22 protein-coding genes, 1 tRNA gene and 1 other RNA gene are annotated in these 23,837 nt (G+C 66.1%); 19 read left to right on the plus strand and 5 right to left on the minus strand.

All coding sequences use genetic code 11. The features are described 5' to 3' along the window. Positions 1 to 123 precede the first annotated feature (123 nt). On the plus strand, positions 124 to 738 hold the full coding sequence (locus FQ137_RS12645; protein WP_370452395.1) for a TetR/AcrR family transcriptional regulator: 615 nt from the start codon (positions 124 to 126) through the stop codon (positions 736 to 738). A gap of 142 nt (positions 739 to 880) precedes the next feature. Next, positions 881 to 1,591: a S1 family peptidase gene (locus tag FQ137_RS12650; protein ID WP_149292983.1), complete on the plus strand. Its 711-nt coding sequence runs from the start codon at positions 881 to 883 to the stop codon at positions 1,589 to 1,591. A 147-nt stretch (positions 1,592 to 1,738) separates the two neighbouring features. Here the strand turns inward: FQ137_RS12650 and FQ137_RS12655 are convergent, their stop codons facing one another. The 3 genes from FQ137_RS12655 to FQ137_RS12665 form a co-directional block, all read right to left on the minus strand. Continuing rightward, positions 1,739 to 2,944 (minus strand): acyl-CoA dehydrogenase family protein, encoded by a 1,206-nt coding sequence (locus FQ137_RS12655; RefSeq protein WP_149292984.1) that lies wholly within the window; start codon positions 2,942 to 2,944, stop codon positions 1,739 to 1,741. Between the two features lie 49 nt (positions 2,945 to 2,993). Then, the gene (locus FQ137_RS12660) at positions 2,994 to 4,400 is read right to left on the minus strand and encodes an acyl-CoA dehydrogenase family protein (RefSeq protein ID WP_149293291.1); all 1,407 of its coding nucleotides are present in this window, start codon (positions 4,398 to 4,400) and stop codon (positions 2,994 to 2,996) included. A gap of 116 nt (positions 4,401 to 4,516) precedes the next feature. Beyond that, positions 4,517 to 5,320: an inositol monophosphatase gene (locus FQ137_RS12665; protein WP_149292985.1), complete on the minus strand. Its 804-nt coding sequence runs from the start codon at positions 5,318 to 5,320 to the stop codon at positions 4,517 to 4,519. A gap of 172 nt (positions 5,321 to 5,492) precedes the next feature. On the opposite strand from FQ137_RS12665, the gene prfB reads away from it, so the two are divergent. From prfB to FQ137_RS12720, 11 genes are all read left to right on the plus strand, one after another. Further along, positions 5,493 to 6,599 (plus strand): peptide chain release factor 2, encoded by a 1,107-nt coding sequence (gene prfB, locus FQ137_RS12670; protein WP_149292986.1) that lies wholly within the window; start codon positions 5,493 to 5,495, stop codon positions 6,597 to 6,599. After that, the gene (locus tag FQ137_RS12675; protein ID WP_149292987.1) at positions 6,599 to 7,495 is read left to right on the plus strand and encodes a mechanosensitive ion channel family protein; all 897 of its coding nucleotides are present in this window, start codon (positions 6,599 to 6,601) and stop codon (positions 7,493 to 7,495) included. Before prfB ends, FQ137_RS12675 begins: the two co-directional genes overlap by 1 nt. After that, positions 7,495 to 8,085, plus strand: coding sequence for a hypothetical protein (locus FQ137_RS12680; protein ID WP_149292988.1), 591 nt, complete (start codon positions 7,495 to 7,497; stop codon positions 8,083 to 8,085). The genes FQ137_RS12675 and FQ137_RS12680 overlap by 1 nt, the downstream gene beginning before the upstream one ends. A gap of 123 nt (positions 8,086 to 8,208) precedes the next feature. Next, complete coding sequence (locus tag FQ137_RS12685; RefSeq protein WP_255584273.1) at positions 8,209 to 9,750, plus strand: class I adenylate-forming enzyme family protein; 1,542 nt, start codon at positions 8,209 to 8,211, stop codon at positions 9,748 to 9,750. Between the two features lie 48 nt (positions 9,751 to 9,798). Beyond that, positions 9,799 to 10,488 (plus strand): cell division ATP-binding protein FtsE, encoded by a 690-nt coding sequence (ftsE, locus tag FQ137_RS12690; RefSeq protein ID WP_149292989.1) that lies wholly within the window; start codon positions 9,799 to 9,801, stop codon positions 10,486 to 10,488. Beyond that, a complete protein-coding gene (gene ftsX, locus FQ137_RS12695; protein ID WP_149292990.1) occupies positions 10,488 to 11,390 on the plus strand; it encodes a permease-like cell division protein FtsX in 903 nt (300 codons plus the stop codon). The genes ftsE and ftsX overlap by 1 nt, the downstream gene beginning before the upstream one ends. Positions 11,391 to 11,448: 58 nt before the next feature. Continuing rightward, a complete protein-coding gene (gene smpB, locus FQ137_RS12700) occupies positions 11,449 to 11,958 on the plus strand; it encodes an SsrA-binding protein SmpB (protein WP_149292991.1) in 510 nt (169 codons plus the stop codon). 102 nt (positions 11,959 to 12,060) lie between these two features. Next, positions 12,061 to 12,434, plus strand: a transfer-messenger RNA (tmRNA) gene (gene ssrA, locus FQ137_RS12705). A 165-nt stretch (positions 12,435 to 12,599) separates the two neighbouring features. Next, positions 12,600 to 13,337, plus strand: a complete 738-nt coding sequence (locus FQ137_RS12710) for a thioredoxin domain-containing protein (RefSeq protein WP_255584276.1) — start codon at positions 12,600 to 12,602, stop codon at positions 13,335 to 13,337. 159 nt (positions 13,338 to 13,496) lie between these two features. Next, a tRNA-Ala gene (locus FQ137_RS12715) sits at positions 13,497 to 13,569 on the plus strand. Positions 13,570 to 13,664: 95 nt separating this feature from the next. Next, positions 13,665 to 14,759 (plus strand): serine hydrolase, encoded by a 1,095-nt coding sequence (locus tag FQ137_RS12720; RefSeq protein ID WP_149292992.1) that lies wholly within the window; start codon positions 13,665 to 13,667, stop codon positions 14,757 to 14,759. Positions 14,760 to 14,783: 24 nt separating this feature from the next. Here FQ137_RS12720 and nadE read toward each other — a convergent pair whose 3' ends face one another. Then, complete coding sequence (gene nadE / locus FQ137_RS12725) at positions 14,784 to 15,650, minus strand: ammonia-dependent NAD(+) synthetase (protein ID WP_149292993.1); 867 nt, start codon at positions 15,648 to 15,650, stop codon at positions 14,784 to 14,786. A 213-nt stretch (positions 15,651 to 15,863) separates the two neighbouring features. On the opposite strand from nadE, the gene ykgO reads away from it, so the two are divergent. The 5 genes from ykgO to nrdF all read left to right on the plus strand — a co-directional run bounded on the left by ykgO (position 15,864) and on the right by nrdF (position 20,534). Beyond that, positions 15,864 to 15,986, plus strand: a complete 123-nt coding sequence (ykgO, locus tag FQ137_RS12730; RefSeq protein WP_010541956.1) for a type B 50S ribosomal protein L36 — start codon at positions 15,864 to 15,866, stop codon at positions 15,984 to 15,986. A gap of 610 nt (positions 15,987 to 16,596) precedes the next feature. After that, complete coding sequence (locus FQ137_RS12735; protein ID WP_149292994.1) at positions 16,597 to 16,827, plus strand: redoxin NrdH; 231 nt, start codon at positions 16,597 to 16,599, stop codon at positions 16,825 to 16,827. Positions 16,828 to 16,868: 41 nt separating this feature from the next. Next, positions 16,869 to 17,315 carry a class Ib ribonucleoside-diphosphate reductase assembly flavoprotein NrdI gene (gene nrdI / locus FQ137_RS12740; RefSeq protein WP_149292995.1) on the plus strand — a complete coding sequence of 149 codons (447 nt, stop codon included), beginning with the start codon at positions 16,869 to 16,871 and terminating at the stop codon, positions 17,313 to 17,315. Between the two features lie 20 nt (positions 17,316 to 17,335). Next, positions 17,336 to 19,462 carry a class 1b ribonucleoside-diphosphate reductase subunit alpha gene (gene nrdE, locus FQ137_RS12745; protein ID WP_149293294.1) on the plus strand — a complete coding sequence of 709 codons (2,127 nt, stop codon included), beginning with the start codon at positions 17,336 to 17,338 and terminating at the stop codon, positions 19,460 to 19,462. Positions 19,463 to 19,517: 55 nt separating this feature from the next. Continuing rightward, the gene (gene nrdF / locus FQ137_RS12750; RefSeq protein WP_149292996.1) at positions 19,518 to 20,534 is read left to right on the plus strand and encodes a class 1b ribonucleoside-diphosphate reductase subunit beta; all 1,017 of its coding nucleotides are present in this window, start codon (positions 19,518 to 19,520) and stop codon (positions 20,532 to 20,534) included. 101 nt (positions 20,535 to 20,635) lie between these two features. Here nrdF and FQ137_RS12755 read toward each other — a convergent pair whose 3' ends face one another. Continuing rightward, positions 20,636 to 21,772 carry an ABC transporter substrate-binding protein gene (locus FQ137_RS12755; RefSeq protein WP_255584278.1) on the minus strand — a complete coding sequence of 379 codons (1,137 nt, stop codon included), beginning with the start codon at positions 21,770 to 21,772 and terminating at the stop codon, positions 20,636 to 20,638. Between the two features lie 253 nt (positions 21,773 to 22,025). Between FQ137_RS12755 and ctaD the strand changes: the two genes are divergently transcribed. After that, a complete protein-coding gene (gene ctaD, locus FQ137_RS12760; protein ID WP_149292997.1) occupies positions 22,026 to 23,786 on the plus strand; it encodes a cytochrome c oxidase subunit I in 1,761 nt (586 codons plus the stop codon). Positions 23,787 to 23,837: the final 51 nt, after the last annotated feature.

Consider the following 23,837-nt stretch of genomic DNA (forward strand, 5'->3'; position numbering starts at 1 on the left):
AGGGCCGGTGGCGGCGATAACAACCATCACCATACAACTGCATAGGTCTGCATGCATGTGTATGGTCAACGCTTTGACGGTGCCCATAGGCGCCGCACGTCGCAGCGGAACGAGGTGGGGCGGGTGAGCGCAGTGGAACCCGTGGCGGGTGGCGGCTCACCACGACCCGCCGACGCTGATCTCACCGCACGGGCCCGAATCCGCTACGCGGCGCTGGAGCTGTATTCCGGCCACGGCGAGGACCGAGTCTCCATGCGCCGCGTAGCCGCCGAGGTCGGGGTGACCATCGGGCTGATACAGCACCACTTCGGCACCAAAGAGGGGCTGCGCCGTGCCGTCGACGAACTCGTCGTGGAGCAGGTGGTGGCGGCGCTGGCGACCGTCGAACACACCGGATCGGCGGTCGAGGTCGTGGCCGCCCGGGATGCCGCGGTGCGGCAGATGCTCGAGCGCAACCCGATGCTGGTGAAATACATCAACCGGGCGCTCCTCGAGCCCGACGGGCGGGGCGCCCCGCTTCTCCGGGCGATCGTCGAGCTCACCACCAGGGAGGTCGACAGCTTGCGGCGAGGTGGCCACGCCTCGACGCGGTCCTCGGACAAGGTCCAGGTGGTACGCACGTTGATGGGGCAGGTGGGGGAGCTGTTCCTGGAGCCCGTCGTCGCGGCCATCTGGGCTCAGATCGATGGCGACCCACACGAGTGCCCCACTATCCGCATCACAGTTGAGGAGCGCTGACTAGGGCAAGGCTGCCGACGCCGGTGCTCCAACGACGCGGAGGGCGCCCGGGACCCCGGCATAGTGCGCGGGCGGCCGATCGCCGCTACCCTGTCAAAGGCGTATACCCGGGCATTCTGCTCGCGGTGGGAAGGACACGCTCATGAGGTTCACCCGTCTGGGCAAGCTCGTCGCGACGGCCGCGATGGCCGGTGCCGCCACCCTGATGGCGCCCGCAGCGGCCCAGGCCGCCGTGCCGGTCGGGGGCGCGACCCCGGTCATGGTCGGGGGAGTGGCGGGATGCACGATCACCGCCGCCGGGTATGACGCCGCAGGAGCGCCGGTCGCGTTCACCGCTGCCCACTGCAGCGATCAGATCAACGCCCCGGTCTTCCTACGGGACAACAAGGGAGCCGGTGTCATCGGCACCATCGCCACTCGCAACGAGATCCTCGACTACTCGGTGATCCGCCTGGACCCGGGTGTTGCCGTCCCCGTCCGACAGGCCGGCGTCGTGGGCCGTGCGCCCGCCCCGGAGTTCGGTGACATCGTCTGCAAGGACGGAATGTCCACCGGACACACCTGCGGCATCACCTGGCAACGTGAAGGCGACCGGTTCTGGAGCCAGGCGTGCGCAGGCTACGGCGACTCCGGCGGTCCCATCACCCGTGACGGTCTTCTTGTGGGGCTCGTCTCCGGGGGGCACATGCCGCCCGCCGCCGGTCCCGCCGGGAGCCTCGGTTCAGTCCTGCCCTCGTGCATCCACCCGGCGCAGTCGCCGTTCTTCCTGCCTGCACTGGGACACTCCTTCGACGCGGTCGTCGCCGATGCCACTGCACGAAACTGGCCCGGACGCGGTTTCCAGATGGCCTGAGCGCCTGGCGCGCTGCTCTCAGACGAGTAGCGCTTAAGCGGGTAGCGCTGAGAGGGGCCCGGTACCGACGTGATCGGTACCGGGCCCCTCGTCTGTGGTGGGGACTCGTCCCCGCAAGTTACGCGCGGCTGGGGCGGCGCGAGCTGCTCACTTCAGGTCGGCGCTGGACAGGTCCAGGATTCGGCGCGCGATCACGAGCTGCTGGATCTGTTGGGTGCCTTCGAAGATGTCGAGGATCTTGGAGTCTCGGGACCACTTCTCCAGGAAACTGCGCTCGGAGTAGCCGTAGCTGCCCGCCAGCTCGACCGCACCCAGGGTCACGGCAGAACCGGTGCGTCCGGCCTTGGCCTTGCACATCGAGGCTTCCTTGGTGTTGGGCATCTTGTTGTCTGCCATCCACGCCGCGCGCAGCGTGAGCAGGTAGGACGCCTCCCAGTCGGCTTCGAGCTCGAGATACTTGGCCACGGCGGCCGGCTGGCTGGTGGCGGGACGGTCGTAGTCGATCTCCATTCCCGCCTCCTCGAGAAGTGTGCGGATCTCCTCGAGCGCGGCGCGCGCCACACCCACGGCCATGCCGGCGACCAACGGGCGGGTGTTGTCGAAGGTCTGCATGGCACCAGCGAAACCCTTGTCCACACGGATCTCCGGGTCCCCCAGGAGGTTCTCCTTCGGCACGCGGCAGTCGGTGAAGCTGATCTGTGCGGTGTCGGAGGCGCGGATTCCGAGCTTATGCTCGAGCCGGTCCACGGAGACGCCGGGATGATCGCGCGGCACGACAAAGGACTTGATGGCGGCGCGACCCTTGCTCTTGTCCAGGGTCGCCCACACCACGATGTGGTCCGCGCGCTCACCCGACGTGACGAAGATTTTGGTGCCGTTAATGACGTACTCGTCGCCATCCAGCCGTGCGGTGGCCGAGACTGCCGCCGAGTCTGACCCGAAGTCCGGCTCGGTGATGGCCATCGAGGCCCACACCCGGCCGAACTTCTCCATTTGCTCGTCGTTCGCCACGGCCGCGATCGCGGAGTTGCCCAGTCCCTGGCGGGGTATCGACAGTGTTAGACCGACGTCGCCCCAACAGGTCTCGATGATGTTGAGCAGCGACTTCATGTTGCCGCCATTGGACACGCCTTCACGCCGGGGTGCGCCACCGGACCCCATCGTGGCGCCGGAAGGAGCCTTTCCGGCGTCCTCCATGGCCTCCATCATCGCCTTGAGCGTGTCCAGTTCGACGGGATACTCGTGCTCGGCGAGGTCGTACTTGCGGGAGACGGGTCGGAAGATCTGGGTGGCCACCTGCCGGGCCTGGTTCGCGCCCGCCTGTAGCTTCGTCGGGAGTTCGAGGTTGATCATCGCTTCAGGTCCTTGGTCCGGTTCGGGAGGGTGGTGGAGCGGGCGAGCGTCACAGGACCACCACGCCCTCGGCCACTCCCACGGCCCGCAGGTCGCGGTACCAGCGTTCGACCGGGTGCTCCTTGGTGAATCCGTGGCCACCGAGAAGTTGGACGCCGTCGAGTCCGATCTTCATGCCCTTGTCCGCGGCGATCTTGCGGGCGAGTGCGGCCTCGCGGGCGAAGGATAGGCCCTGCTCGGCGCGGGACGCGCCTCGCCAGGTGACCAGTCGCATTCCGTCGAGTTCGGTGGCCATGTCGGCTACGGCGAACGCGACCGCCTGGCGGTGTGCGATGGGCTCGCCAAAGGCGTGACGCTCCTTGACGTACGGGGTCACGTAGTCGAGGACGGCGTGGGAGGTACCCACCGCGAGGGAGGCCCAGCCGAGCCGCGATAGACGGATGATGTCGGCGTAGGCGGCGGACCGGTCCTCCGCGGAGTCATCCGGGTCGCCGAGAATCGCGTCGGCGGGCAGCGAGACGTCGGTGAGGACGAGACGGCCAAGCCCGGCGGCGCGCAGCCCCATGGACGGGTCGGCCTCCACCACGAGTCCATCGGTGTCGGATTCCACGACGAAGAAGGTCGGCGCGCCGTCGAGAGAGGCGGCGACGACGAAGAGTTCCGCGCTACCGGCCGTGGGCACCATCGACTTGACGCCGCTCAGAGAGAATCCACCAGCCGTACGCGTGGCGGTGGTCTCGAGCGCGAACGGGTCAAAGAGCGGCCGCGGTTCGGCCACCACGACGGCGGCGGCGGGAACCTGCTCGGAGGCGAACGCCGGTAGGTAGGACTTCTGTTGGGTGTCCGAACCGAACTGCGTCAGGGTCGTGGCCACCCCGGAGGGGGCCAGGATCGGCAGCGCCAATCCCATGTCGCCGTAGGCCAGGGCCTCGGCTACCAGGGAATTGGTCACCACGCCGCGCTCGGAGGCGATGCCCTCGAACTCCTCGGGCACGTTGAGCATGGTCGCGCCGATCTCCGCCGATCGCTCGAGGAGCGAGGCGGGTGCCTCGGCTGCGGCATCGGCGTCGTGGGCCGCCGGTCGGATGACCTCGGCGGCGAACTCGCGCACGGTCTGGGAGATCATCTGCTGGTCGTCGTCCAGCGTGAGGTCGAACAGGTCGGGCCGGGCCTCGGCGTCGGCGTCAGGCAGGCGCTTGGGCGCGCCTCCGGCGGAGACCTTCTTGAACGACTTGGTCGCGGCGCCGAGGGTTTTGAAGCCGGTCTTGGTGGCCTCGTAGGTGACCCGGTCGACTTTCTGCCGCAGCCCGAAGCGCTCTGCGAACTCCGAGCCGGTAATGGTGGTCAACGCGCGCATCGCCGCGCCGATGGCGTCGATGCGTGTGGGGTTCTTGCCGGGTGTCGAGGTCTCCGCGCGTCCGGTCGTGGACGGGGCTGTGGGGTTCTTGCTCATCATCACCAGCTGTTCTCGTGACGGACGGTGGACGGTGCTGTCTCACACACCTTACTTCGGAGTAAGTTCCGCGCGCCACACATTCCCCGAACAAGTTCGCGCTGCTGGTCGGGCGGGAGTCAGCCGCGGAGAAGGGCGACCGCCTGGTCGACCGCGCCGGGGCGGCCGGCGACGAACCAGTCGTAACCGTTGACCTCGACCGTCGTGCATACCCCGCCCGCCCCCTCGACGAGAGCGCGGCCAGGTAGCCAATCCCATTCCGGGCAGGAGTGCTGACACCAGACCGTGTGGATCCCGCAGGCGACGGAGGCCAGGTCCACCGATCCGGACCCGAGCATGCGGATGGTCGCAGCGCCCCGGCTGACCCGGTGGAAGGGCTCGGCCAGGTGGGGATCGTCGAAGAAGGGCGGATGGAGGTACGTGGCGAGACTGCCCGCGGCCAGGTCCCCGGGGGTCAGGCGCGTCACCGGTACTCCGTTGCGGCGGGTCGATACATCGGATCCGCCGACGAAGGTCTCACCGGTCAGCGGTCGGTGGATGGCTCCGAGAAGATAGTCGTCGCCGCCGGTGACCGCGACGGCAGAGCACCAGTAGTCGGAACCGGAGACGAAGTTGTAGGTGCCATCCACCGGATCCACGACCCATCGCCGATCGCGATCGCCGGCGACCAGGGTGCCCTCCTCGCCCAGAATGCCGTCGTCAGGGCGGTGGACGGCCAGGAGCGCGGTGATGTGCCGCTCGGCGGCGTCGTCGGCCTCGGTGACGACGTCGGATATGGAGGTTTTGCGCCGGACGTCGAGACCTTTCTCGCGTAGGCGCCGCGCGAGGGTTCCCGCGTCGACGACGAGGCGGGCGGCCAGGTCGGCGTCGGTCATCTCCGAGGTGGGCGTGCCGTGCAGGGGATCCGGGTGGCGGGCGTCCATGGTCGTTCACTTCCTCCGCTGGGCCGTGGCGGCTCGCTGAACACGGGCGGTAGCGGGTCCGCAGCATCCGACGCTACCCCCGTGCGGCGTCGACCGGAGGTGTGGAAGGCCACGCGAAGCGGGCGGGTGGTCAAACGCTGAATGATGTCCGGGCCGCGTAGAGTTGGATACCGTGCACCCAGAAGTCTCCGCTGACATCGCAGCCCTCGACGCGACCATGACCACGGTCGAAAAGGTCCTCGACATCGAGGAGCTCGCCCGCCGAGTCGATGAGCTCGAGCAGATGGCCGCCGACCCTGACCTGTGGAACGACCAGGACCGGGCGCAGAAGGTCACCAGCGAGCTGTCCTACATCCAGGCCGACCTGCGCCGCTGCCGTGACCTTCGGCAGCGGATCGAAGACCTGCCGCTGATGTACGAGTTGGCGGAGGAGGAGGGCGACGGTGCCGTCGAGGAGGCGGACGCTGAACGCGTGAAGCTGCGTGAGGACGTCGAGGCCATGGAGGTCAAGACGATGCTCAGTGGCGAGTACGACCAACGTGAAGCGGTGGTCAACATCCGCGCCGGCGCCGGTGGCGTCGACGCCGCGGACTTCGCCGAGATGCTGATGCGCATGTACATCCGCTGGGCGGAGAAGGCCGGCCACAAGGTGGAGGTCTACGACACCTCCTATGCAGAGGAAGCAGGCATCAAGTCAGCGACCTTCGTGGTCAAAGACCCGTACATGTACGGCACCCTCTCGGTTGAGCAGGGCACCCACCGCCTCGTCCGCATTTCCCCTTTCGACAATCAGGGGCGTCGGCAGACCTCGTTCGCCGAGGTCGAGGTTCTCCCCGTGGTGGAAACCGTCGACTCGATCGAGATCGCGGAGAACGAGGTCCGCGTGGATGTGTACCGGTCGTCGGGCCCCGGCGGCCAGTCCGTGAACACCACCGACTCGGCAGTCCGCCTCACCCACGTCCCCACGGGGATCGTCGTAACGTGTCAGAACGAGAAATCGCAGCTGCAGAACAAGGTGGCGGCGATGAAGGTGTTGCAGGCCAAGCTGCTGGAGCGTAAGCGGCAGGAGGAGCGCGCTGCGATGGACGCCCTGGGTTCGGGCGGCAACGCCTCGTGGGGTAATCAGATGCGCTCCTACGTGCTGCATCCGTACCAGATGGTCAAGGACCTGCGCACCGAGTATGAGGTGAACAATCCGTCGTCCGTTCTCGACGGTGACATCGACGGGTTCATCGAGGCCGGCATCCGTTGGCGGATGCGGGAGGGGGCAGACGCCTAGTGTCGTTCCAGACCGACTTCGGCGGGCTCGGCGGCTGGCTCAGTAACGAAGGCCTGGAGGTCGTCCTCCTCATCCTCGGGGCCGCTCTGCTGACCCGGGTGATCGCCAAGATCGCCCGGATGTGGACCGGTCGGCTGGACGCCAGACACGCCGGCGACGAGTTCTGGTCGGAGGAGTCCAAACACCTGCATTCGGTGATCCAGGTGGTCTCGTATGTCGCGGTAGGTGTCCTGTACATGCTGTTCGGCATCCAGATCCTGCTGCGTTTCGGCGTCAACCTCGTCACGCTGGTGGCGCCGGCGACGGTGCTCGGTGCGGGCCTCGGGTTCGGCGCGCAGAAGATCGTCCAGGATTTCCTCGCCGGCTTCTTCGTGCTCGCCGAGCGCCAGTACGGATACGGCGACATCGTCGAACTCACGACCTCGACCGGCGTCGCCGCCGGGACGATCGAGGATGTCACGCTCCGGGTCACCCGTCTGCGTACCCTCGACGGCGAGGCGGTCATCGTGCCGAACGGGCAGATTGTGACCGCAGTCAACCAATCGCAGGACTGGGCCCGGGCGATCATCGATGTGCCGGTACCGAACAACGCCGACATGGACACGGCAAACGAGGTGCTTTCGGCCGTCTGCCGGGACATCGTCAACGATGACCGGGTGGGGGAGTACATCCTCGACGAGCCCACCGTGATGGGTGTGCAATCCATCCGGCTCGAGCAGACCGTCATCAGACTGCTCGCCCGTACCAAGCCGGGAATGCAGTGGGAGGTGGGGCGACGGATGCGCGCGGTCATCCTCCGCCGGTTCCGCCAGGAGGGCATCGTTCTGGAGCCGGAAGCGCTGGCTGCGATCCGTGCCGGCATGCTGCGCCCGCAGACCGGGGAGGAGAGCGTCTGATGGCGGGATCACAGGACGACGACACCGCCCGCTTCGGCGTGGAACCCACCGGCGACGAGCAGTCCCCCTCGGCGGGTACCACCAGGGAACCCCTGATCAGTGGAGATCCTCTGGGATTGGGGAAGGCAACGTCGCCGGACGCGCCGTCGCGAAAAGCCCGGCCGAAGTTCATCTCCCTTCTCGGTGAGTTCTTTCGCATGTCGCGGAGCACGGCGATCCTGCTGGTCGCCTTTGTGGTGGTGGGGGCGGTGTACCTGTTCGTTCGGGACGACCCGGTGGTTCGAGTCGGAACACCGTCTGGCCCATCGACGAGTGAGCCGACCGCTACCACCTCGGTGACCCCGTCCGAAGCCACGCCGTCAGACCAGACCGCGACGGAGGCCACATCCGCGTTGACGTCGAGCGCGGCGACTTCCGCCGAGTCCACGCAGTCCGGTGACACGACGGTCTCGATCGCGCCGCCGCCGCAGCAGCAGCAGACAGCCACGGCGGTTCCGACGCCGGGCGATGCAGGGCAGCAGCAGGCGCCAGCCCAGCAGCAACAACAGGACTCTCCCGCCGATAACTCTGGGGCGACGGGCTCACCGTAACTCCGCAGAGCGGATCGGTAGGCGGGAGTGGGTGGGCGCCATCACGCGAGTGGGCACCATGACGGCCAAGTCGGGGCAAGATGTGACGTGGACAACAAAGTCTGCGATCGCGGAGGTATCGTCGTGCCCCTTCAGGGACCAGCACCCACACCCACCATCGAAAGCGCGCTGCGCTCCACAGCCAGGCGTGTACCGGAGCGAGAAGCGCTGGTCTATCGCCAACAGCGGTACACCTACGCCGAATTGAACCGCGCCGTCGACCGCGCGGCGCACGTACTTCGCGACCGCGGGGTGCACACAGGGGATCGCGTCGCGCTGATGTCCACCAATACCGACTGGTTCGTGATCGCGTTCTATGCAGCGCAACGCGTCGGCGCAGTCGTGGTACCCGTGAACCCGGCTTCGACGGGTCCGGAGATCGACTATCTCGTGAGGGACTCGGGTGCGTCTGTCCTGCTGTTTGCGGCGAAGGTCGCCGCAGCGGTCCGAGCCGCGACGGGATCGGGACTCCCGGACGAGCTGACGATCATGTGTCTTGGAGAGGACCAGAGCCACCCGGACCTCACCGCCCTGGCGAACGATGCGCCATCGACCCCGGTCGATGTGGGTGTGTCAGGAGATGACGACGCCGAGATCCTCTACACCTCGGGCACTACAGGAAAACCGAAGGGTGCCTTGTTCGACCAGCGACAACTCATGTGGCACACGGCGGCGTTCATCGCCTGCGTGGGGTTAAAGGATCGCGACCGCCTGTTGCACGTCGCACCCCTGTACCACTCCGCCGAACTGAACCTCATGCTGTTGCCGGGCACGTTCTGCGGGGCCACTCACATCATCCACGACGGCTTCGACCCCTCGGCGGTCCTCGACACAATGGAAGCTGAACGCATCACCATGATGTTCGGGGTGCCCACGATGTTCCAGTTCCTGTTGCGCGTTCCGGGAGTCGAGAATCGTGACGTGTCCGCCTGGCGCACGGGCATGTTCGGGGCCGCTCCAATGGCTGCGACAGCAGTGGAGAAACTGGTCGCGACCTTCCCCGGCGTGGAGTTCATGCAACTGTGTGGACAGACCGAGGCCGGGCCGGGGGGTATCTTTGCCAGCCACGAAGAGGTGGTGGCGCGCCCCGACGCGTCCGGGCGTAGTGCGTTGATCAACCTCGAGGTCAGGGTGGTCGATGAGGACGGGGAGGATGTTGCCCCTGGCGAGGTCGGTGAGATGGTGCTGAGGGGACTCAGCGTCATGAAGGGCTATTGGGGCAAGCCGGAGCAGACGTCGGAGACGATTGTCGATGGTTGGTTGCACACCGGTGACCTGACGCTCCTCGACGGCGATGGATATATGACCGTCGTCGACAGACTCAAGGACATGATCATCACCGGCGGTCGCAATGTGTATTCGGTGGAGGTCGAAGGCGCGGTAGCCGCCCACCCCGCAGTGTTGGATTGTGCAGTGGTGGCCCGTCCGCATCCTGATTTCGGTGAATCGATTGTCGCCGTCGTCACACTCGCCGATGGGTCGGAGCTGAACATCGACGAGTTGCGCGAGTTCTGCGGCGAGCGGATAGCCCATTACAAGCTGCCACATGACCTCGTGGTCCTCGACGAGATCCCCCGCAACGCGTCCGGGAAAATCCTCAAGCGGGAGGTCCGCAAGGTGGTGTGAAGGCCCCGACCGTCCAGTACCGGATCCGGCTGCGGTTAGCCTGTCGGGGTGATCAGTGCTTCCCATGTGACGAAGTCGTACCCGTCCTCGACGCGCCCGGCCCTGTCCGACGTGAGCGTGAAGATCGGGGACGGCGAGTTCGCGTTCCTCATTGGTGCATCCGGATCGGGCAAGTCCACGTTCCTGCGGCTCGTCCTCCGGGAAGACCGGACGGACTCGGGCACCCTCGTCGTGGCCGGCCACGACCTCACGCGCATGAAGGGCTCCGACGTGCCCGTTCTGCGGCGCACCCTCGGCTGTGTATTCCAGGACTTTCGCCTGCTGCAGAACAAGACGGTCGCGGAGAATGTCGCGTTCGCACTGCAGGTGATCGGCAAGTCCCGTCGCACGGTCGACAAGGTCGTGCCGGAGACTCTGGACATGGTCGGGTTGGGAGGCAAGGCCGATCGCCGACCACACGAACTCTCCGGGGGAGAACAACAGCGGGTTGCGATCGCTCGGGCATTCGTCAATCGGCCGGTGCTGCTGCTCGCGGACGAGCCGACGGGCAACCTCGATCCCGAGACCAGCGAGGACATCATGTTGCTGCTCGACAGGATTAACAGGACGGGGACCACCGTGCTCATGGCCACGCACGACAGGCACATCGTGGACCGCTCGCGGAGACGCGTGGTGGAACTGGTCGACGGTGCGGTCGTGCGCGACGACGCCCGCGGGACCTACGGGGTGGACCGCTGATGGCCGTCCCGTTCGTCGCGTCCGAGGTCGCGCAGGGGTTGCGACGCAACCTGTCCATGACGTTGGCCATGATCATCACCACCGCCGTGGCGCTGGGGATGTTGGGTGCGGGGCTGCTCGTGGCCATGACCGCGTCCGCCAGTCAGGCCAAGTACGACTACCTCAACGAATTCCGTGTCTACGTGGACCGGTCGATCTCCGTCGAAGACCCGGAATGTACAGCCGAGTGCGGCCGTATCCGAGAGCAACTCGAGGCGACGAACGGGGTGGCCTCGGTGGAGTACAAGAACCCCCAAAAGACCTACGCCGAGTTCGTCGAGTTGTTCGCCTCCACCGACCCGGTGCTGGTGGAGTCCACCTCCCCGGATGCACTCGGCTCGCGGTTCACCCTCACCCTGACCGATCCCACCCGAGCTGAGGGCGTGGCGCAGGACCTGTCCGAGGTGTCGGGGATCGAGATCGTCCAGGGGCAGGGCGAACTGGTCGAACGCGTCTTCTCAGTTCTCGACGGGGTCCGCAATGCGGCCTTCGCGATCGCGGTCATCCAACTGGTGGCGACCGTGTTGCTCATCGCGAACATGACCCAGATCGCGGCGATCACCAGGCGGACCGCGCTGGGGATCATGCGACTGGTGGGCGCGAGCCGCTGGTACACCGAACTCCCGTTCGTCCTCGAGGCGGTGATCGCGGCGGTGACGGGTGCCCTCCTGGCGGTGGGTGGCCTCCTGGTGGCGAAGAACGTCTTCCTCGACAGGGTGTTGGCGGAGGCCTACCGCGCGAATTTGGTCGAACGGATCACCACCTCCGACATTCTCGTGCTCGCTCCGGGGCTCGTGGTGGCCGGCGCGGTGGTCTCCGCACTCACGGCGTGGGTCACCCTGAGGCTGACGGTTCGGCACTAACCGACCGTTCCCTCTAGACTCTGGGGGCTGCGGAACGGCAACATGGAGGTGAACCGGCGTGGCCAAGAAGAACAAGAAGAAGGGCGCGTCGTCCCTCGGTACCGACGGCAGTATCGTCGCGAGCAACCGCAAGGCTCGGCATGACTTCCACATCCTCGACACCCACGAGGCAGGCATCGCTCTCGTGGGGACCGAGATCAAAAGCATGCGAGAGGGCAAGGCCTCACTCGTCGACGCCTTCGCGACGGTTGACGACGGCGAGGTGTGGCTCCGCGGGCTCCACATCCCCGAGTACTCGCACGGGAGTTGGACGAATCATGCCCCGAAGCGTGCCCGAAAACTCCTGCTGCACCGCCGCGAGATCGACTCGCTCGTGGGCAAGGTGCGCGACGGCAACGCCACCCTCGTCCCGTTATCGCTCTACTTCGTGAACGGACGCGTGAAGGTCGAGCTGGCTGTCGCGCGGGGTAAGCAGGCCCACGATAAACGCCAAGACATCGCCCGCCGGACCGCCGAGCGCGAAGCCGTGAGCGAACTGGGCAGGAAGATCAAGGGCATGAAGGCCTGAGCGGCGGTCAGCTTGTGGTGCGCCGGCGGCTGCCGGGAATCGAAGAGGTCCGGGTCGTGTTACATTAGGTAGTCCACCGGCGAAAATCGGTGGGACCTGCGAGGGGCTGATGTGGTTTCGACTACGTGAGCTGACGCAGGGGAAGCGTGCCGGTGCAGGCCAGAGACCACCGTAAGCGTCGTGGCAACCAATTACGCGCCGATACTAATCAGCGCGACTACGCCCTCGCTGCCTGATAGCGAGCTCGTAGTCTGTCGGCCCGGGGTCGCTCTCGCCCCGGTCACCGGCATCATCTAGAGAGATCACCGGCTCACCCGGTCACGGGGTGGGTCGGGACATCACACAGTGACTGGGATCGTCATCGCCGACATGTCCGCATGAGGGCGAGATCCGAGCAGAGACCAACGCGGACTGCGCACGGAGAAGCCCTGCCGATGCTGCGGAGGACCCGGGTTCAATTCCCGGCAGCTCCACCATTCGGGCCACACCCCCGGTCGTCACCGACCGGGGGTGTGGTGCATTTCGGTTGCTTAGCCTCCCCGGGGGATCGGGGGAGGGGGCGCAGCTTCTGTACCCTCTCCCTAGTGCCGGTCACCCGGAAGAGGTCGACGGACTCCCAGTAGAGAAAGGCCCGCGTACACGTGAACGCCAAGCCCAACAGAAGCACCAAGGTCCTCCAGACCAAATCAAATAACGGGATGATCATCACCGTCGTCGCGCTCATCGCGGTCGCTGTCGTGGTTCTCGGCGGCGTCGTCTGGATGGCACAGCGGGGCGGAGAGTCCAACCCCATCACGTTCGGCGAAACAAGCGATGACCTCATCGACATCACAGAGGCCGGCGTCGTCGTCGTCGGCCCCCAGGGCGCGCCGACCGTGCAGATCTGGGAGGACTACATGTGCCCCGCCTGCGGCTCGTTCGAGTCGCAGTACGGTGAGTCGATCTCCAAGGCCGTGGAGGCCGGGGATCTGCGGGTCGAGTACCACACCCTGAACTTCCTCAACGGCCAGTCGGGGTCCGGGGAGTACTCCACGCGTGCCCTCGCCGCCATCCAGTGTGTGGCGGCCAAGGAATCCCTGCCTGTGTTCTTCGACGTCAAGAACGCCTTCTTCGCCGAGCAGCCCGCGGAGGGCGGCGGCGACCGCTCCACCCGGGAGCTCGCGGGCAGCGCCGAGGCTGCTGGTGCGAACGCTGACACCGTGGAGTGCATCGGCAACGTCGAGACCAACGGGGGCATGGACAAGGCGTCCGACAGTGCCGACAACGCTCAGAAGAGCATCCGGGAGATCACCGATCGCGTGTCCACCCCGACGGTCGCGTACGAGGGCAAGGTCGTCGAGATCAGCAACGCGGCCTGGCTCCAGGACATTCTCGCGTAGCTTTTCCGGAGAGGCGTCCGGCGGTCCTGCCGGACGCGAACGTGCGGCGTTCGGCCCCGCCTTCCCGGCGGGGCCGAACCCGATTTGGAGGCTCGAACCGGGGTGGTGTAACTTAAGTCGGGCCGGTCACCGAGAGGTGCCCGGTGGACAAATCGATACGGGGCTATGGCGCAGCTGGTAGCGCACCACACTGGCAGTGTGGGGGTCAGGGGTTCGAGTCCCCTTAGCTCCACCGAGGACGATGTCCCGGGAGGTCGGAAACGACGTCCCGGGACATCGTCGTTTGGCGTCCTCCGCAGAGTGGTCGCCGACCGTAGTCTCGGGTGCATGGCGCAACCTGGGGAGATCGCCGCCGTGCTTGACCGACTGGTCGACGACGGTCGGCTGATCGGGTACGTGTGCGGCGTCCGGGAGAGCGGGAGTTCCCAGATCGTCTCCGGCGGCACCCGCGCTGTGGGCGGGCCCGCGCTCGAGGAGGACGCGGTGTTCCCGCTGTCGTCCAACACCAAGCCGGTCGGCGGGATCCTCGCGATGCGACTCGTCGAACGCGGTGTGTTGGATCTCGAGGACCCGGTGAGCCCCCACCTTCCCGAGATGGCTGCGCCGCGGGTGCTCGTCGACCCGGGCGGCCCGCTGGATCGGACAGTCCCAGCCGAGCGACCCGTCACGCTTCGGCATTTACTCACCATGACCGCGGGCGTCGGATGGGCGGGGGAGAATCCGGCGCTGACGGAGGCGATGTCCGCCCGTGGCGTCGCCCCCGGCCCGTTCGCACCGACCGTTCCGCCGGGCGAGTACCTCCGGCGTCTGGCGGAACTGCCGTTCGTGGGTCAGCCGGGACTGGGCTGGTGGTACCACACGAGCAGCGACATCCTCGGGGTGCTTCTCGCGCGCGTGACCGGGTCATCGGTGGGGGAGTTGCTCGCCGGGCACATCACGGGCCCCCTGGGGCTGACGGACACGGGTTTCACGGTCGTTCCGGGCCGCCTGCCCACCTCGTACGGCGCCGGGCCCGACGGCCGACCGCGGCCGCTCGACACCGAGGGGAGGTTCTCGTCACCACCGGTGTTCGAATCCCTGGCATGCGGGCTCGTCTCGACTGTCGGTGACTACCTGCACCTGTTGTCGGTGCTGGTCGACGGTGGCCCGGTGCTCGACGCGGAGAGCGCGCGGCTGATGACCACCGATCATCTGACCCCGACGCAGAAGGCGAGCGCTGAGGGCTTCGTGGAGTCCGGCTGTGGCTATGGGTTTCAGGTGGAGGTCCGTGCGGACGGTGCGGTCGGGTGGGCCGGGGGACTGGGAACCATCGGTTACGTCGACCGTCGCCGCCGGCGGGCCGCGGCGGTCTTCACCACCCAGTCCTACGACGTCCCCGGCACGAGTGAGGCGCTGGAGACGGTGTGGTCACTGCTGCGCTGATCTGTCGCTGTCGGGGCTGCGCGGTCAGCGCCACCACGTGTCGAAGGGGGTGGCGGGGACCGTGCGCTTGTGCCGAGAGCTAAGGAAGTGCCGCTCGATCCGCGCGGACGCCTCGGGCGGGACGCCGTCGCGGCCCTCGAGGTAGTCGTCGATCTGGGCGTAGGTCACGCCGAGCGCGGCCTCGTCAGGCAGGCCCGGACGGTCATCCTCGAGGTCGGCCGTGGGGACCTTGCGCCACGTGGAATCCGGCGCGCCGAGGTGGCGCAGCAGCGCCGCGCCCTGACGTTTGGTGAGACCGGCCAGGGGAGTCAGGTCTACACCGCCGTCGCCGTACTTGGTGAAGAAGCCGGTGACCGCCTCCGCAGCGTGATCTGTACCGACGACGACGAGGTTCAGCTGCCCGGCCACGGCGTACTGGGCGATCATCCGCTCGCGCGCCTTGACGTTGCCGCGGACGAAGTCACGGAGCGGCCCCGCCTGGTCTGGCAGGGCCGCGAGCGCGGTGGATGCGGCGTCGGACGCGGCGTCGGACGCTGCGCGGACGTTCACCGTGAGGCACGCGTCCGGTTGGATGAATTCCAGCGCCGTCTGCGCGTCGGCCTCGTCCGCCTGCTCTCCGTAGGGCAGACGCATGGCCACGAACCGGGCCTGCGACATCCCCTCATCCCGCAGGCGCTGAGCGGCGAGCTGACAGAGCCGGCCCGCGAGGGTGGAGTCCTGCCCACCGCTGATGCCGAGGACGAAGCCTGTGGCGGGGGTGGAGCGCAGGTAGTCCACGAGAAACGCGACCCGCGACTCGACCTCCCGCGCGGGATCGATGTCGGGACGGACGCCGAGTTCGGAGATGATGGTGGCGCGGAGGTCGCCGCGGTCGGTCGGGATCTCGGTCATTGCGTCAGCATAGGAACTGTGTGCGACGCCCGTGTGACATCCCTGGCGAGCGTGGGGGGCGGTCCGGCGCCGGTTGGAGTTCTGGCCGGGCCGTCCGTTACGATGGACCAGTTGTGTGTCGTGCATCCGCCCCCTGGGGCGGACGTGTCGCACAGTGATCCCCAGTCGTGTCGGCGGCCATAACGGTCGCCCCGAGAGCCTAAGGAGCGCCAGATGAAGGTCCGCAAGTCCCTTCGGTCGCTGAAGAACAAGCCGGGCGCCCAGGTTGTCCGTCGTCGCGGCAAGGTCTACGTGATCAACCGCAAGGACCCCCGGTTCAAGGCCCGTCAGGGCTGATGCGTCCGCGTGAGTCCTCACGCACCCACGAGGGCCCGCCACCGGTTCGCCGGCGGCGGGCCCTCGTCGTCGTTTCCCCGCCAGACTGCGTTCCCGCGGCGCGCTCCCGGGCCGACGGTGACTCGGTGCGCGGGGTGTCCTGGCCCGACAACGGCGTCGCCGCGCCTCGCGGAGGAGCGGTCATGCGGGCGGGCCTCTTGTGGAGTGTGTGGGGACAATCTGTGGGGCCTCTGGGGAGGTCCTGTGGGATGTCGACCCGACGGTTCGGGACGGTCTCCGGCGTGCGACTGTGGGTGAACGCGCCCCCGGGCGAAGGTTCGCCGGGCGAAGTTCCCACCGGGGGACCGAAGTGTCCACAAGGCGGGATTGCGACCTGGGAATACCAGGGATGTAAGACCAAAATGTTGTGGTCGATTGACTCATCGGCCACTAGGGGTAGTGTCTAGAGGTGTTGCGGCGCCGGAGAATGCCATTCGTGGGATTCGGACCGTAACCCCCGACAGACACCGCGGTTATCCACAGCCCGGGCCGTGTGCCCGGGCCGGGAGGCCGTCACTGGAAGAGCCCCTCGCGCCGTCAGGGCGCCGTGCCGAAAGAGGTCCTGAGACACATGGTCACCGTCTACACCAAGCCCGCCTGCGTCCAGTGCAACGCCACCTACAAGGCGCTCGACAAGCAGGGCATCGAATACGAGATCATTGACATCTCGATGGACGATGAGGCTCGGGAATACGTCATGGCCCTCGGCTACCTCCAGGCACCCGTGGTGGTCGCCGGGTCTGACCACTGGTCCGGCTACCGCCCGGACCGCATCAAGGCCTTGGCTTCCGTCGCGGCCTGACGAAGCGGTAGCACCAGAATTCCTTCGACAAGGGGGCAGCGATGGCGGCTCCGATGCCGGCCGAGGAGCCGGTGAGGATCGTCTATTTCTCCAACGTGTCCGAGTACACGAAACGATTCGTCGAGCGGGTAGGTTTTCCCGCACTGCGCATACCGGTGCGCAGGGTTGAACCGATGCCGACAGTGTCGGATCCGTATGTTCTGATCGTCCCGACATACGGGGGAAGCCTCGAAATAACCGGGAAGAACGGGGCCGCGGTCCCGCGACAGGTGGTCGCGTTCCTCAACGACGAGCACAACAGAAGTCTCTGCCGGGGAGTCATCGCCGGCGGCAACACCAACTTCGGAAGCGACTTCGGTCGCTCCGGCGATGTAATCGCGAAAAAGCTGGGGGTCCCGTACCTCTATCGCTTCGAGTTGATGGGTACACACGAGGACGTCATCCGCGTCCGAGAGGGATTGGAAGAGTTTTGGCAGCACCAACAGTGACCCCCGAGAGCACCGGCACCATGGCGACCGAGGGGCAGCGTCTGGACTTCCACGCGCTCAACGCCATGCTCAACCTGTACGACGCGGACGGGAACATCCAGTTCGAGAAGGACCGAGAGGCCGCGCGCGAGTACTTCCTCCAGCACGTCAACCAGAACACGGTCTTCTTCCACAACCTCGACGAGAAGCTCGACTACCTGGTCGAGAAGGACTATTACGAGCGCGAGGTGCTGGACCAGTATTCGCGCAACTTCGTGCGTGAACTGTTCGACTACGCCTACGCCAAGAAGTTCCGCTTCCAGACCTTCCTGGGTGCGTTCAAGTACTACACCTCGTACACGCTCAAGACGTTCGACGGGAAGCGCTATCTCGAGCGCTACGAGGATCGCGTCTGCATGGTCGCGCTCACCCTCGCTGCCGGCGACCAGAAGCTGGCCCGCCAACTGGTGGACGAGATCATCGAGGGCCGTTTCCAGCCCGCTACGCCGACTTTCCTCAACTCCGGTAAGAAGCAGCGCGGCGAGCCCGTATCTTGCTTCCTGCTGCGCATCGAGGACAATATGGAGTCCATCGGTCGCGGCATCAACTCGGCGTTGCAGCTGTCCAAGCGCGGCGGCGGGGTCGCACTCCTGCTGTCCAATCTGCGCGAGCACGGCGCACCCATCAAGCACATCGAGAACCAGTCCTCGGGTGTCATCCCCGTGATGAAGCTCCTCGAGGACTCCTTCTCCTACGCGAACCAGCTCGGCGCACGTCAGGGCGCTGGCGCGGTGTACCTGCACGCCCATCATCCGGACATCTTCAAGTTCCTCGATACCAAGCGTGAGAATGCGGACGAAAAGATCCGAATCAAGACGCTTTCGCTTGGTGTCGTGATCCCGGACATCACTTTCGAGCTGGCGAAGCGTAACGACGACATGTACCTGTTCTCGCCGTACGACGTCGAACGCATCTACGGCAAGCCGTTCGCTGATGTCGACATCTCGGCGAACTACCACGAGATGGTTGAAGACAGTCGGATCAAGAAGACCAAGATCAACGCGCGACACTTCTTCCAGACCGTCGCTGAACTGCAGTTCGAGTCGGGATACCCGTACATCATGTACGAGGACACGGTAAACCGGGCTAACCCGATCGCCGGTCGGATCACGCACTCCAACCTGTGCTCAGAGATCCTCCAGGTATCCACACCGTCGACCTACAACGACGACCTCACCTACTCCCACGTGGGTAAGGACATCTCGTGCAACCTCGGCTCCCTCAACATCGCCAAGGCCATGGACTCGCCCGACTTCGGGCAGACCATCGAGACGGCGATCCGCGGCCTGACCGCCGTGTCTGATCAGACCTCGATCGCCTCAGTCCCATCGATCGAGCGGGGCAACTCGGAGTCCCACGCGATCGGCCTCGGCCAGATGAACCTCCACGGTTACCTCGCACGGGAGCGGATCTACTACGGATCTGAGGAGGGCGTGGACTTCACGAACATCTACTTCTACACCGTGCTCTATCACGCGCTCCGGTCGTCCAACGCCATCGCACGCGAGCGCGGGACCTGGTTCGCGGGGTTTCCGGAGTCCAAGTACGCCTCGGGCGAGTTCTTCGACAAGTACACCGACCAGGTGTGGGAGCCGGCCACCGAGCGGGTGCGTGAACTCTTCGCCGAGGCAGAGGTCTCGATCCCGACCCAGGACGACTGGCGCGCGCTCAAGGCCGACGTGCAGAAGTACGGCATCTACAACCAGAACCTGCAGGCTGTCCCGCCCACCGGCTCGATCAGCTACATCAACAATTCGACCTCGTCGATCCATCCGGTCGCCTCGAAGATCGAAATCCGTAAGGAAGGAAAAATCGGGCGCGTCTACTACCCGGCGCCCTACCTGACGAACGACAACCTGGACTACTACCAGGACGCGTACGAGATCGGCTACGAGAAGATCATCGACACGTACGCGGCGGCGACCCAGCACGTCGACCAGGGCCTGTCACTGACCTTGTTCTTCAAGGACACCGCCACAACCCGTGACGTCAACCGCGCCCAGATCTACGCATGGCGCAAGGGAATCAAAACCTTGTATTACATCCGTGTGCGTCAGCTCGCACTCGAGGGCACCGAGGTCGAGGGCTGCGTCTCGTGCATGCTCTGACCCCGCGGCTGCCGTTCCGCGCCACGCACATCACCCGCCACCAGGAGGAGATCCGATGACCGCCGAGCTCCACGCTCCGGGATCCCACAGTCCCGCCGCCGGCATCCAGCCCAAGCTCGTCGACAGGGTGTCGGCCATCAACTGGAACCGCATCCCCGACGAGGTCGACGACCAGGTGTGGGGTCGCCTGACGACCAACTTCTGGCTGCCGGAGAAGGTCCCGGTTTCGAACGACATTCCGTCGTGGCAGACCCTGACGGAGTACGAGCAGCAACTCACCGCTCGCGTCTTCACGGGACTCACGCTGTTGGACACCCTTCAGGGAACTGTTGGCGCGGTGAGCATGATCCCCGACGCTTCGACCCCCCACGAGGAGGCGGTGCTCACCAACATCGCGTTCATGGAGTCGGTGCACGCCAAGAGCTACTCGACCATCTTCTCCACCTTGTGCTCGACTCCGCAGGTCGACGATGCGTTCCGCTGGGCCGAGGAGAACCCCTACCTCCAGCGCAAGGCCAAGATCGTGTTGGGGTACTACGCGGGGGACGATCCGCTCAAGCGGAAGATCGCCTCGGTGATGCTCGAGTCGTTCATGTTCTACTCGGGCTTCTACCTGCCCATGCGGTGGTCGTCGCGGGCCAAGCTCACCAACACCGCAGACGTCATCCGCCTCATCATCCGCGATGAGGCCGTGCACGGCTACTACATCGGCTACAAGTACCAGCGCGCACTCGAGCACGTCACCCAGGCCGAGCGGGACGAGCTCAAGGACTACACCTTCGAGCTGCTGTTCGAGCTGTACGACAACGAAGCGGACTACACCGAGGACCTTTACGACCCGGTGGGGTGGACCGAGGACGTCAAGAAGTTCCTCCGCTACAACGCCAACAAGGCGCTGATGAACATGGGCTACGAGGGGATGTTCCCCAAGGACGAGACCGACGTCGACCCGGCCATCCTCGCGGCACTCAGCCCCAACGCCGACGAGAACCACGACTTCTTCTCGGGCTCGGGCAGTTCGTACGTCATGGGCAAGGCCGTCGCCACCGAGGACGAGGACTGGGACTTCTGACCCGGTCAGCACTGACCCACCAGAACTGACGCACGACGCCCCTGCGACCGCGCACGGTCGCAGGGGCGTCGTCGGTCCGCAGGCGGGGGCGGTGTCTGCGACTAGCCGTCGGGGGCGATCCCGTTGATCGAACTCCGGATGTCCTCCAGAACCGCGCGTGCCGCCACCGGCCCGGCACCCTCCCACACGGCCCGGTCCATCACGAACATGCGTCGGGCCCCCACGGCCTCGAGCGCCATCCACCTGTCGGAGGCGAAGACCTCTCGCGCCGCATCCTCGGCACCCGGTTCGCCGCCGACGACCGCGAAGATCACGTCACCGTCCATCTCGTCACCGAGCGCAGGGGATTCCGGCAGTGGAGGGACGCGCTCGCCGTCGCGCGTGCGCTGCGCGGGCGGACGCTCGGCACCCACGGCCTCCAGCATCAGAGAACCCAGCGTGTCCGCACGCTGCACCGCCACACCATCACCGTCCCCGCCGGTCACCGAGACTAGGGAGACTCGGGTATCTGATGGAGAAGCCGCACTGGCGACGCGCCGAGCCTGTTCGATCACACCCAGTAGGAGATCGCCGCCGGCTCGGGGCCGACCGTAGGCGTCGGCGATCGACTTGGTGCCGTCGGCCCAGTCGAGCACATCGGCGTCGTAGACGACCGTGGGGGCGACATCTCCCAGCGCCGCGACGATGGTCGAATCGAGTTCCAGTGATCCTGCCACAACGATGAGGTCCGGTCGTAGCTTCCGCGCGGCCTCCTCGACCTTCTTCGCATCCGTCCCGGTGTCGAGACCGATCGACGGTAGTCCGACGAGGGAGGCGGGCAGGTAGACATCGGCGTCGAATGGCAGGCCGGAGGTGCCGACGAGGAGGTCCTGCAGGCCGAGTGCGCAAGCAGTGTCCACCGCTCCCGTACCGAGCGCGAGGATCCGTTCCGGCGACCGCGGAACCGTCACCGTGTCCGGGCCCGGCCCTTCGGTGGGGACCTGGCGGTCACCCGCACCAGGGAACTCCGATGGAAACGGCGCCGGGGCGCACGACTCCTCGGGCTCAGCCGAGCGCTGCAGCTCCTCGCCCGCCATCCGTGACGGCGTCGTCGTCATGGGGTGCTCGACCATGTCGACGGGGGAGGGGCCGCACGCCACCAGTGTCAGCCCCAATGCCAGGGGAACGGCCGCCCGGGCGGCGCGCCGCGCGTGCCCCCGTGCAGGGCGACGATCGGGGACGGGCACGGAATGACTCATGGGACAACAGCCTAGGAGATCTGTCCGTGAACCTTGCTCAGGCGGAGGTCACAGACTGTGGCGAGGCGCCCGTCGGGCGTACCGAAAGCTGCCCGGATCACCGGGGGTGACCACAGGTGACAAGTTGGGCGGGGCGGGTGGGCATCGCTCTCAGGCAGAGGTTAGGATTGCGGTCACGCACTATTCCTATGCGTTCGACGTGGGGTCGGTGGTTCGACCCACGACGTCGGGTGAGGCGTTCAGGAGGACCCTTATGACCGCAGTGGCCCCCAAGCCGGTCCACGAACTAGACCACCCGCCGGGTGAACCCACGGGTAACGCCCGGCCGGGCTCGTTCGTGTGGAAGATGCTCACGACGACTGACCACAAGATGCTCGGCATCATGTACATCGTCTCCTGCTTCATCTTCTTCTTCATCGGCGGCCTCATGGCGCTGCTCATCCGGGCGGAGCTCTTCTTCCCGGGCATGCAGTTCCTGTCGAACGAGCAGTTCAACCAGCTGTTCACGATGCACGGCACCGTCATGCTGCTGCTGTACGGGACGCCCATCGTCGTCGGGTTCGCGAACTACGTCATGCCGCTGCAGATCGGCGCGCCCGACGTGGCGTTCCCGCGACTCAACGCCTTCGGCTTCTGGCTGTTCACGTTCGGCGGCATCATCATGCTGTCGGGCTTCCTGACTCCCGGTGGGGCGGCGTCCTTCGGCTGGACGATGTACATGCCGCTGGCCGACAAGATCCACTCACCGAACGTCGGCGCGGATCTGTGGATCCTCGGCGTGGGCATCGGCGGTATCGGCACCATTCTCGGCGCCGTCAACTTCGTCACCACGATCATCTGCCTCCGTGCACCGGGCATGACCATGTTCCGGATGCCGATCTTCACGTGGAACATCCTCGTGGCGTCGATCCTCATCCTGCTCATCTTCCCGCTGCTCACCGCGGCGGCAATGGGTGTGTTCTACGACCGCACCTTCGGTGGTCGGATCTATGATCCGGGTAACGGTGGAGCCATCCTGTGGCAGCACCTGTTCTGGTTCTTTGGGCACCCTGAGGTGTACGTCCTCGCGCTGCCGTTCTTCGGCATCGTCTCCGAGGTGTTCCCGGTCTTCTCACGCAAGCCGCTGTTCGGCTACGCCGGTCTGGTCTTCGCGACGCTGGCCATCGCCGCACTGTCCATGGCTGTGTGGGCGCACCACATGTACGTCACCGGCGCGGTGCTGCTGCCGTTCTTCTCCTTCATGACGTTCCTCATCGCGGTCCCGACCGGCGTGAAGTTCTTCAACTGGATTGGCACGATGTGGCGCGGGAAGATGACGTTCGAGACGCCGATGATGTTCGCCCTCGGCTTCATCGTCACCTTCCTCTTTGGTGGGCTGACCGGTGTCATGATGGCGTCGGGTCCGATCGACTTCCACATCTCGGATACCTACTTCATCGTGGCGCACTTCCACTACACCCTCTTCGGCACCATCGTGTTCGCGACGTTCGCCGGCGTGTACTTCTGGTTCCCCAAGATGACGGGTCGGATGTACGACGAGCGGCTCGGCAAGCTGCACTTCTGGCTGATCTTCATTGGCTTCCACACCACGTTCCTGGTCCAGCACTGGCTGGGTAACCAGGGCATGCCCCGCCGTTACGCCGACTACCTGGACACGGACAACTTCACCGTCCTCAACCAGATCTCGACCGTCGGCTCGTTCATCCTCGGCATCGCGATGCTGCCGTTCATCTGGAACATCATCAAGAGCTGGCGCTACGGCGAGATCGTCACCGTTGACGATCCGTGGGGTGCTGGCAACTCCCTCGAGTGGGCGACGTCGTGCCCGCCGCCGCGCCACAACTTCGTGACGTTGCCGCGGATCCGCTCCGAGCGTCCTGCGTTCGAGCTGCACTACCCGCACATGAGTGAGCGGATGCGGGCGGAAGCGCACGTTGGCGGCCGGGCCAAGTCCCAGGACCCGGATTCGGCCAAGGATATGGCCCAGCGAGGCTCCTCTCCGCAGAAGGGTTGACCGCCCGCCCGTACTCACCCACGGGCGCAGGTCCCGGGAACCCCGTCGGTA

This window comes from Dietzia sp. ANT_WB102, from assembly GCF_008369165.1.
GTDB lineage: Bacteria > Actinomycetota > Actinomycetes > Mycobacteriales > Mycobacteriaceae > Dietzia.

Excerpts from the sequence above, each read along its gene's own strand:
- FQ137_RS12650 (WP_149292983.1), top strand. The coding sequence starts at position 881 with ATGAGGTTCACCCGTCTGGGCAAGCTCGTCGCGACGGCCGCGATGGCC.
- FQ137_RS12655 (WP_149292984.1), bottom strand. The coding sequence starts at position 2,944 with ATGATCAACCTCGAACTCCCGACGAAGCTACAGGCGGGCGCGAACCAG.
- FQ137_RS12660 (WP_149293291.1), bottom strand. The coding sequence starts at position 4,400 with ATGATGAGCAAGAACCCCACAGCCCCGTCCACGACCGGACGCGCGGAG.
- FQ137_RS12665 (WP_149292985.1), bottom strand. The coding sequence starts at position 5,320 with ATGGACGCCCGCCACCCGGATCCCCTGCACGGCACGCCCACCTCGGAG.
- FQ137_RS12680 (WP_149292988.1), top strand. The coding sequence starts at position 7,495 with ATGGCGGGATCACAGGACGACGACACCGCCCGCTTCGGCGTGGAACCC.
- ftsX (WP_149292990.1), top strand. The coding sequence starts at position 10,488 with ATGGCCGTCCCGTTCGTCGCGTCCGAGGTCGCGCAGGGGTTGCGACGC.
- FQ137_RS12720 (WP_149292992.1), top strand. The coding sequence starts at position 13,665 with ATGGCGCAACCTGGGGAGATCGCCGCCGTGCTTGACCGACTGGTCGAC.
- nadE (WP_149292993.1), bottom strand. The coding sequence starts at position 15,650 with ATGACCGAGATCCCGACCGACCGCGGCGACCTCCGCGCCACCATCATC.
- ykgO (WP_010541956.1), top strand. The coding sequence starts at position 15,864 with ATGAAGGTCCGCAAGTCCCTTCGGTCGCTGAAGAACAAGCCGGGCGCC.
- FQ137_RS12735 (WP_149292994.1), top strand. The coding sequence starts at position 16,597 with ATGGTCACCGTCTACACCAAGCCCGCCTGCGTCCAGTGCAACGCCACC.
- nrdI (WP_149292995.1), top strand. The coding sequence starts at position 16,869 with ATGGCGGCTCCGATGCCGGCCGAGGAGCCGGTGAGGATCGTCTATTTC.
- nrdE (WP_149293294.1), top strand. The coding sequence starts at position 17,336 with ATGGCGACCGAGGGGCAGCGTCTGGACTTCCACGCGCTCAACGCCATG.
- nrdF (WP_149292996.1), top strand. The coding sequence starts at position 19,518 with ATGACCGCCGAGCTCCACGCTCCGGGATCCCACAGTCCCGCCGCCGGC.
- FQ137_RS12755 (WP_255584278.1), bottom strand. The coding sequence starts at position 21,772 with ATGAGTCATTCCGTGCCCGTCCCCGATCGTCGCCCTGCACGGGGGCAC.
- ctaD (WP_149292997.1), top strand. The coding sequence starts at position 22,026 with ATGACCGCAGTGGCCCCCAAGCCGGTCCACGAACTAGACCACCCGCCG.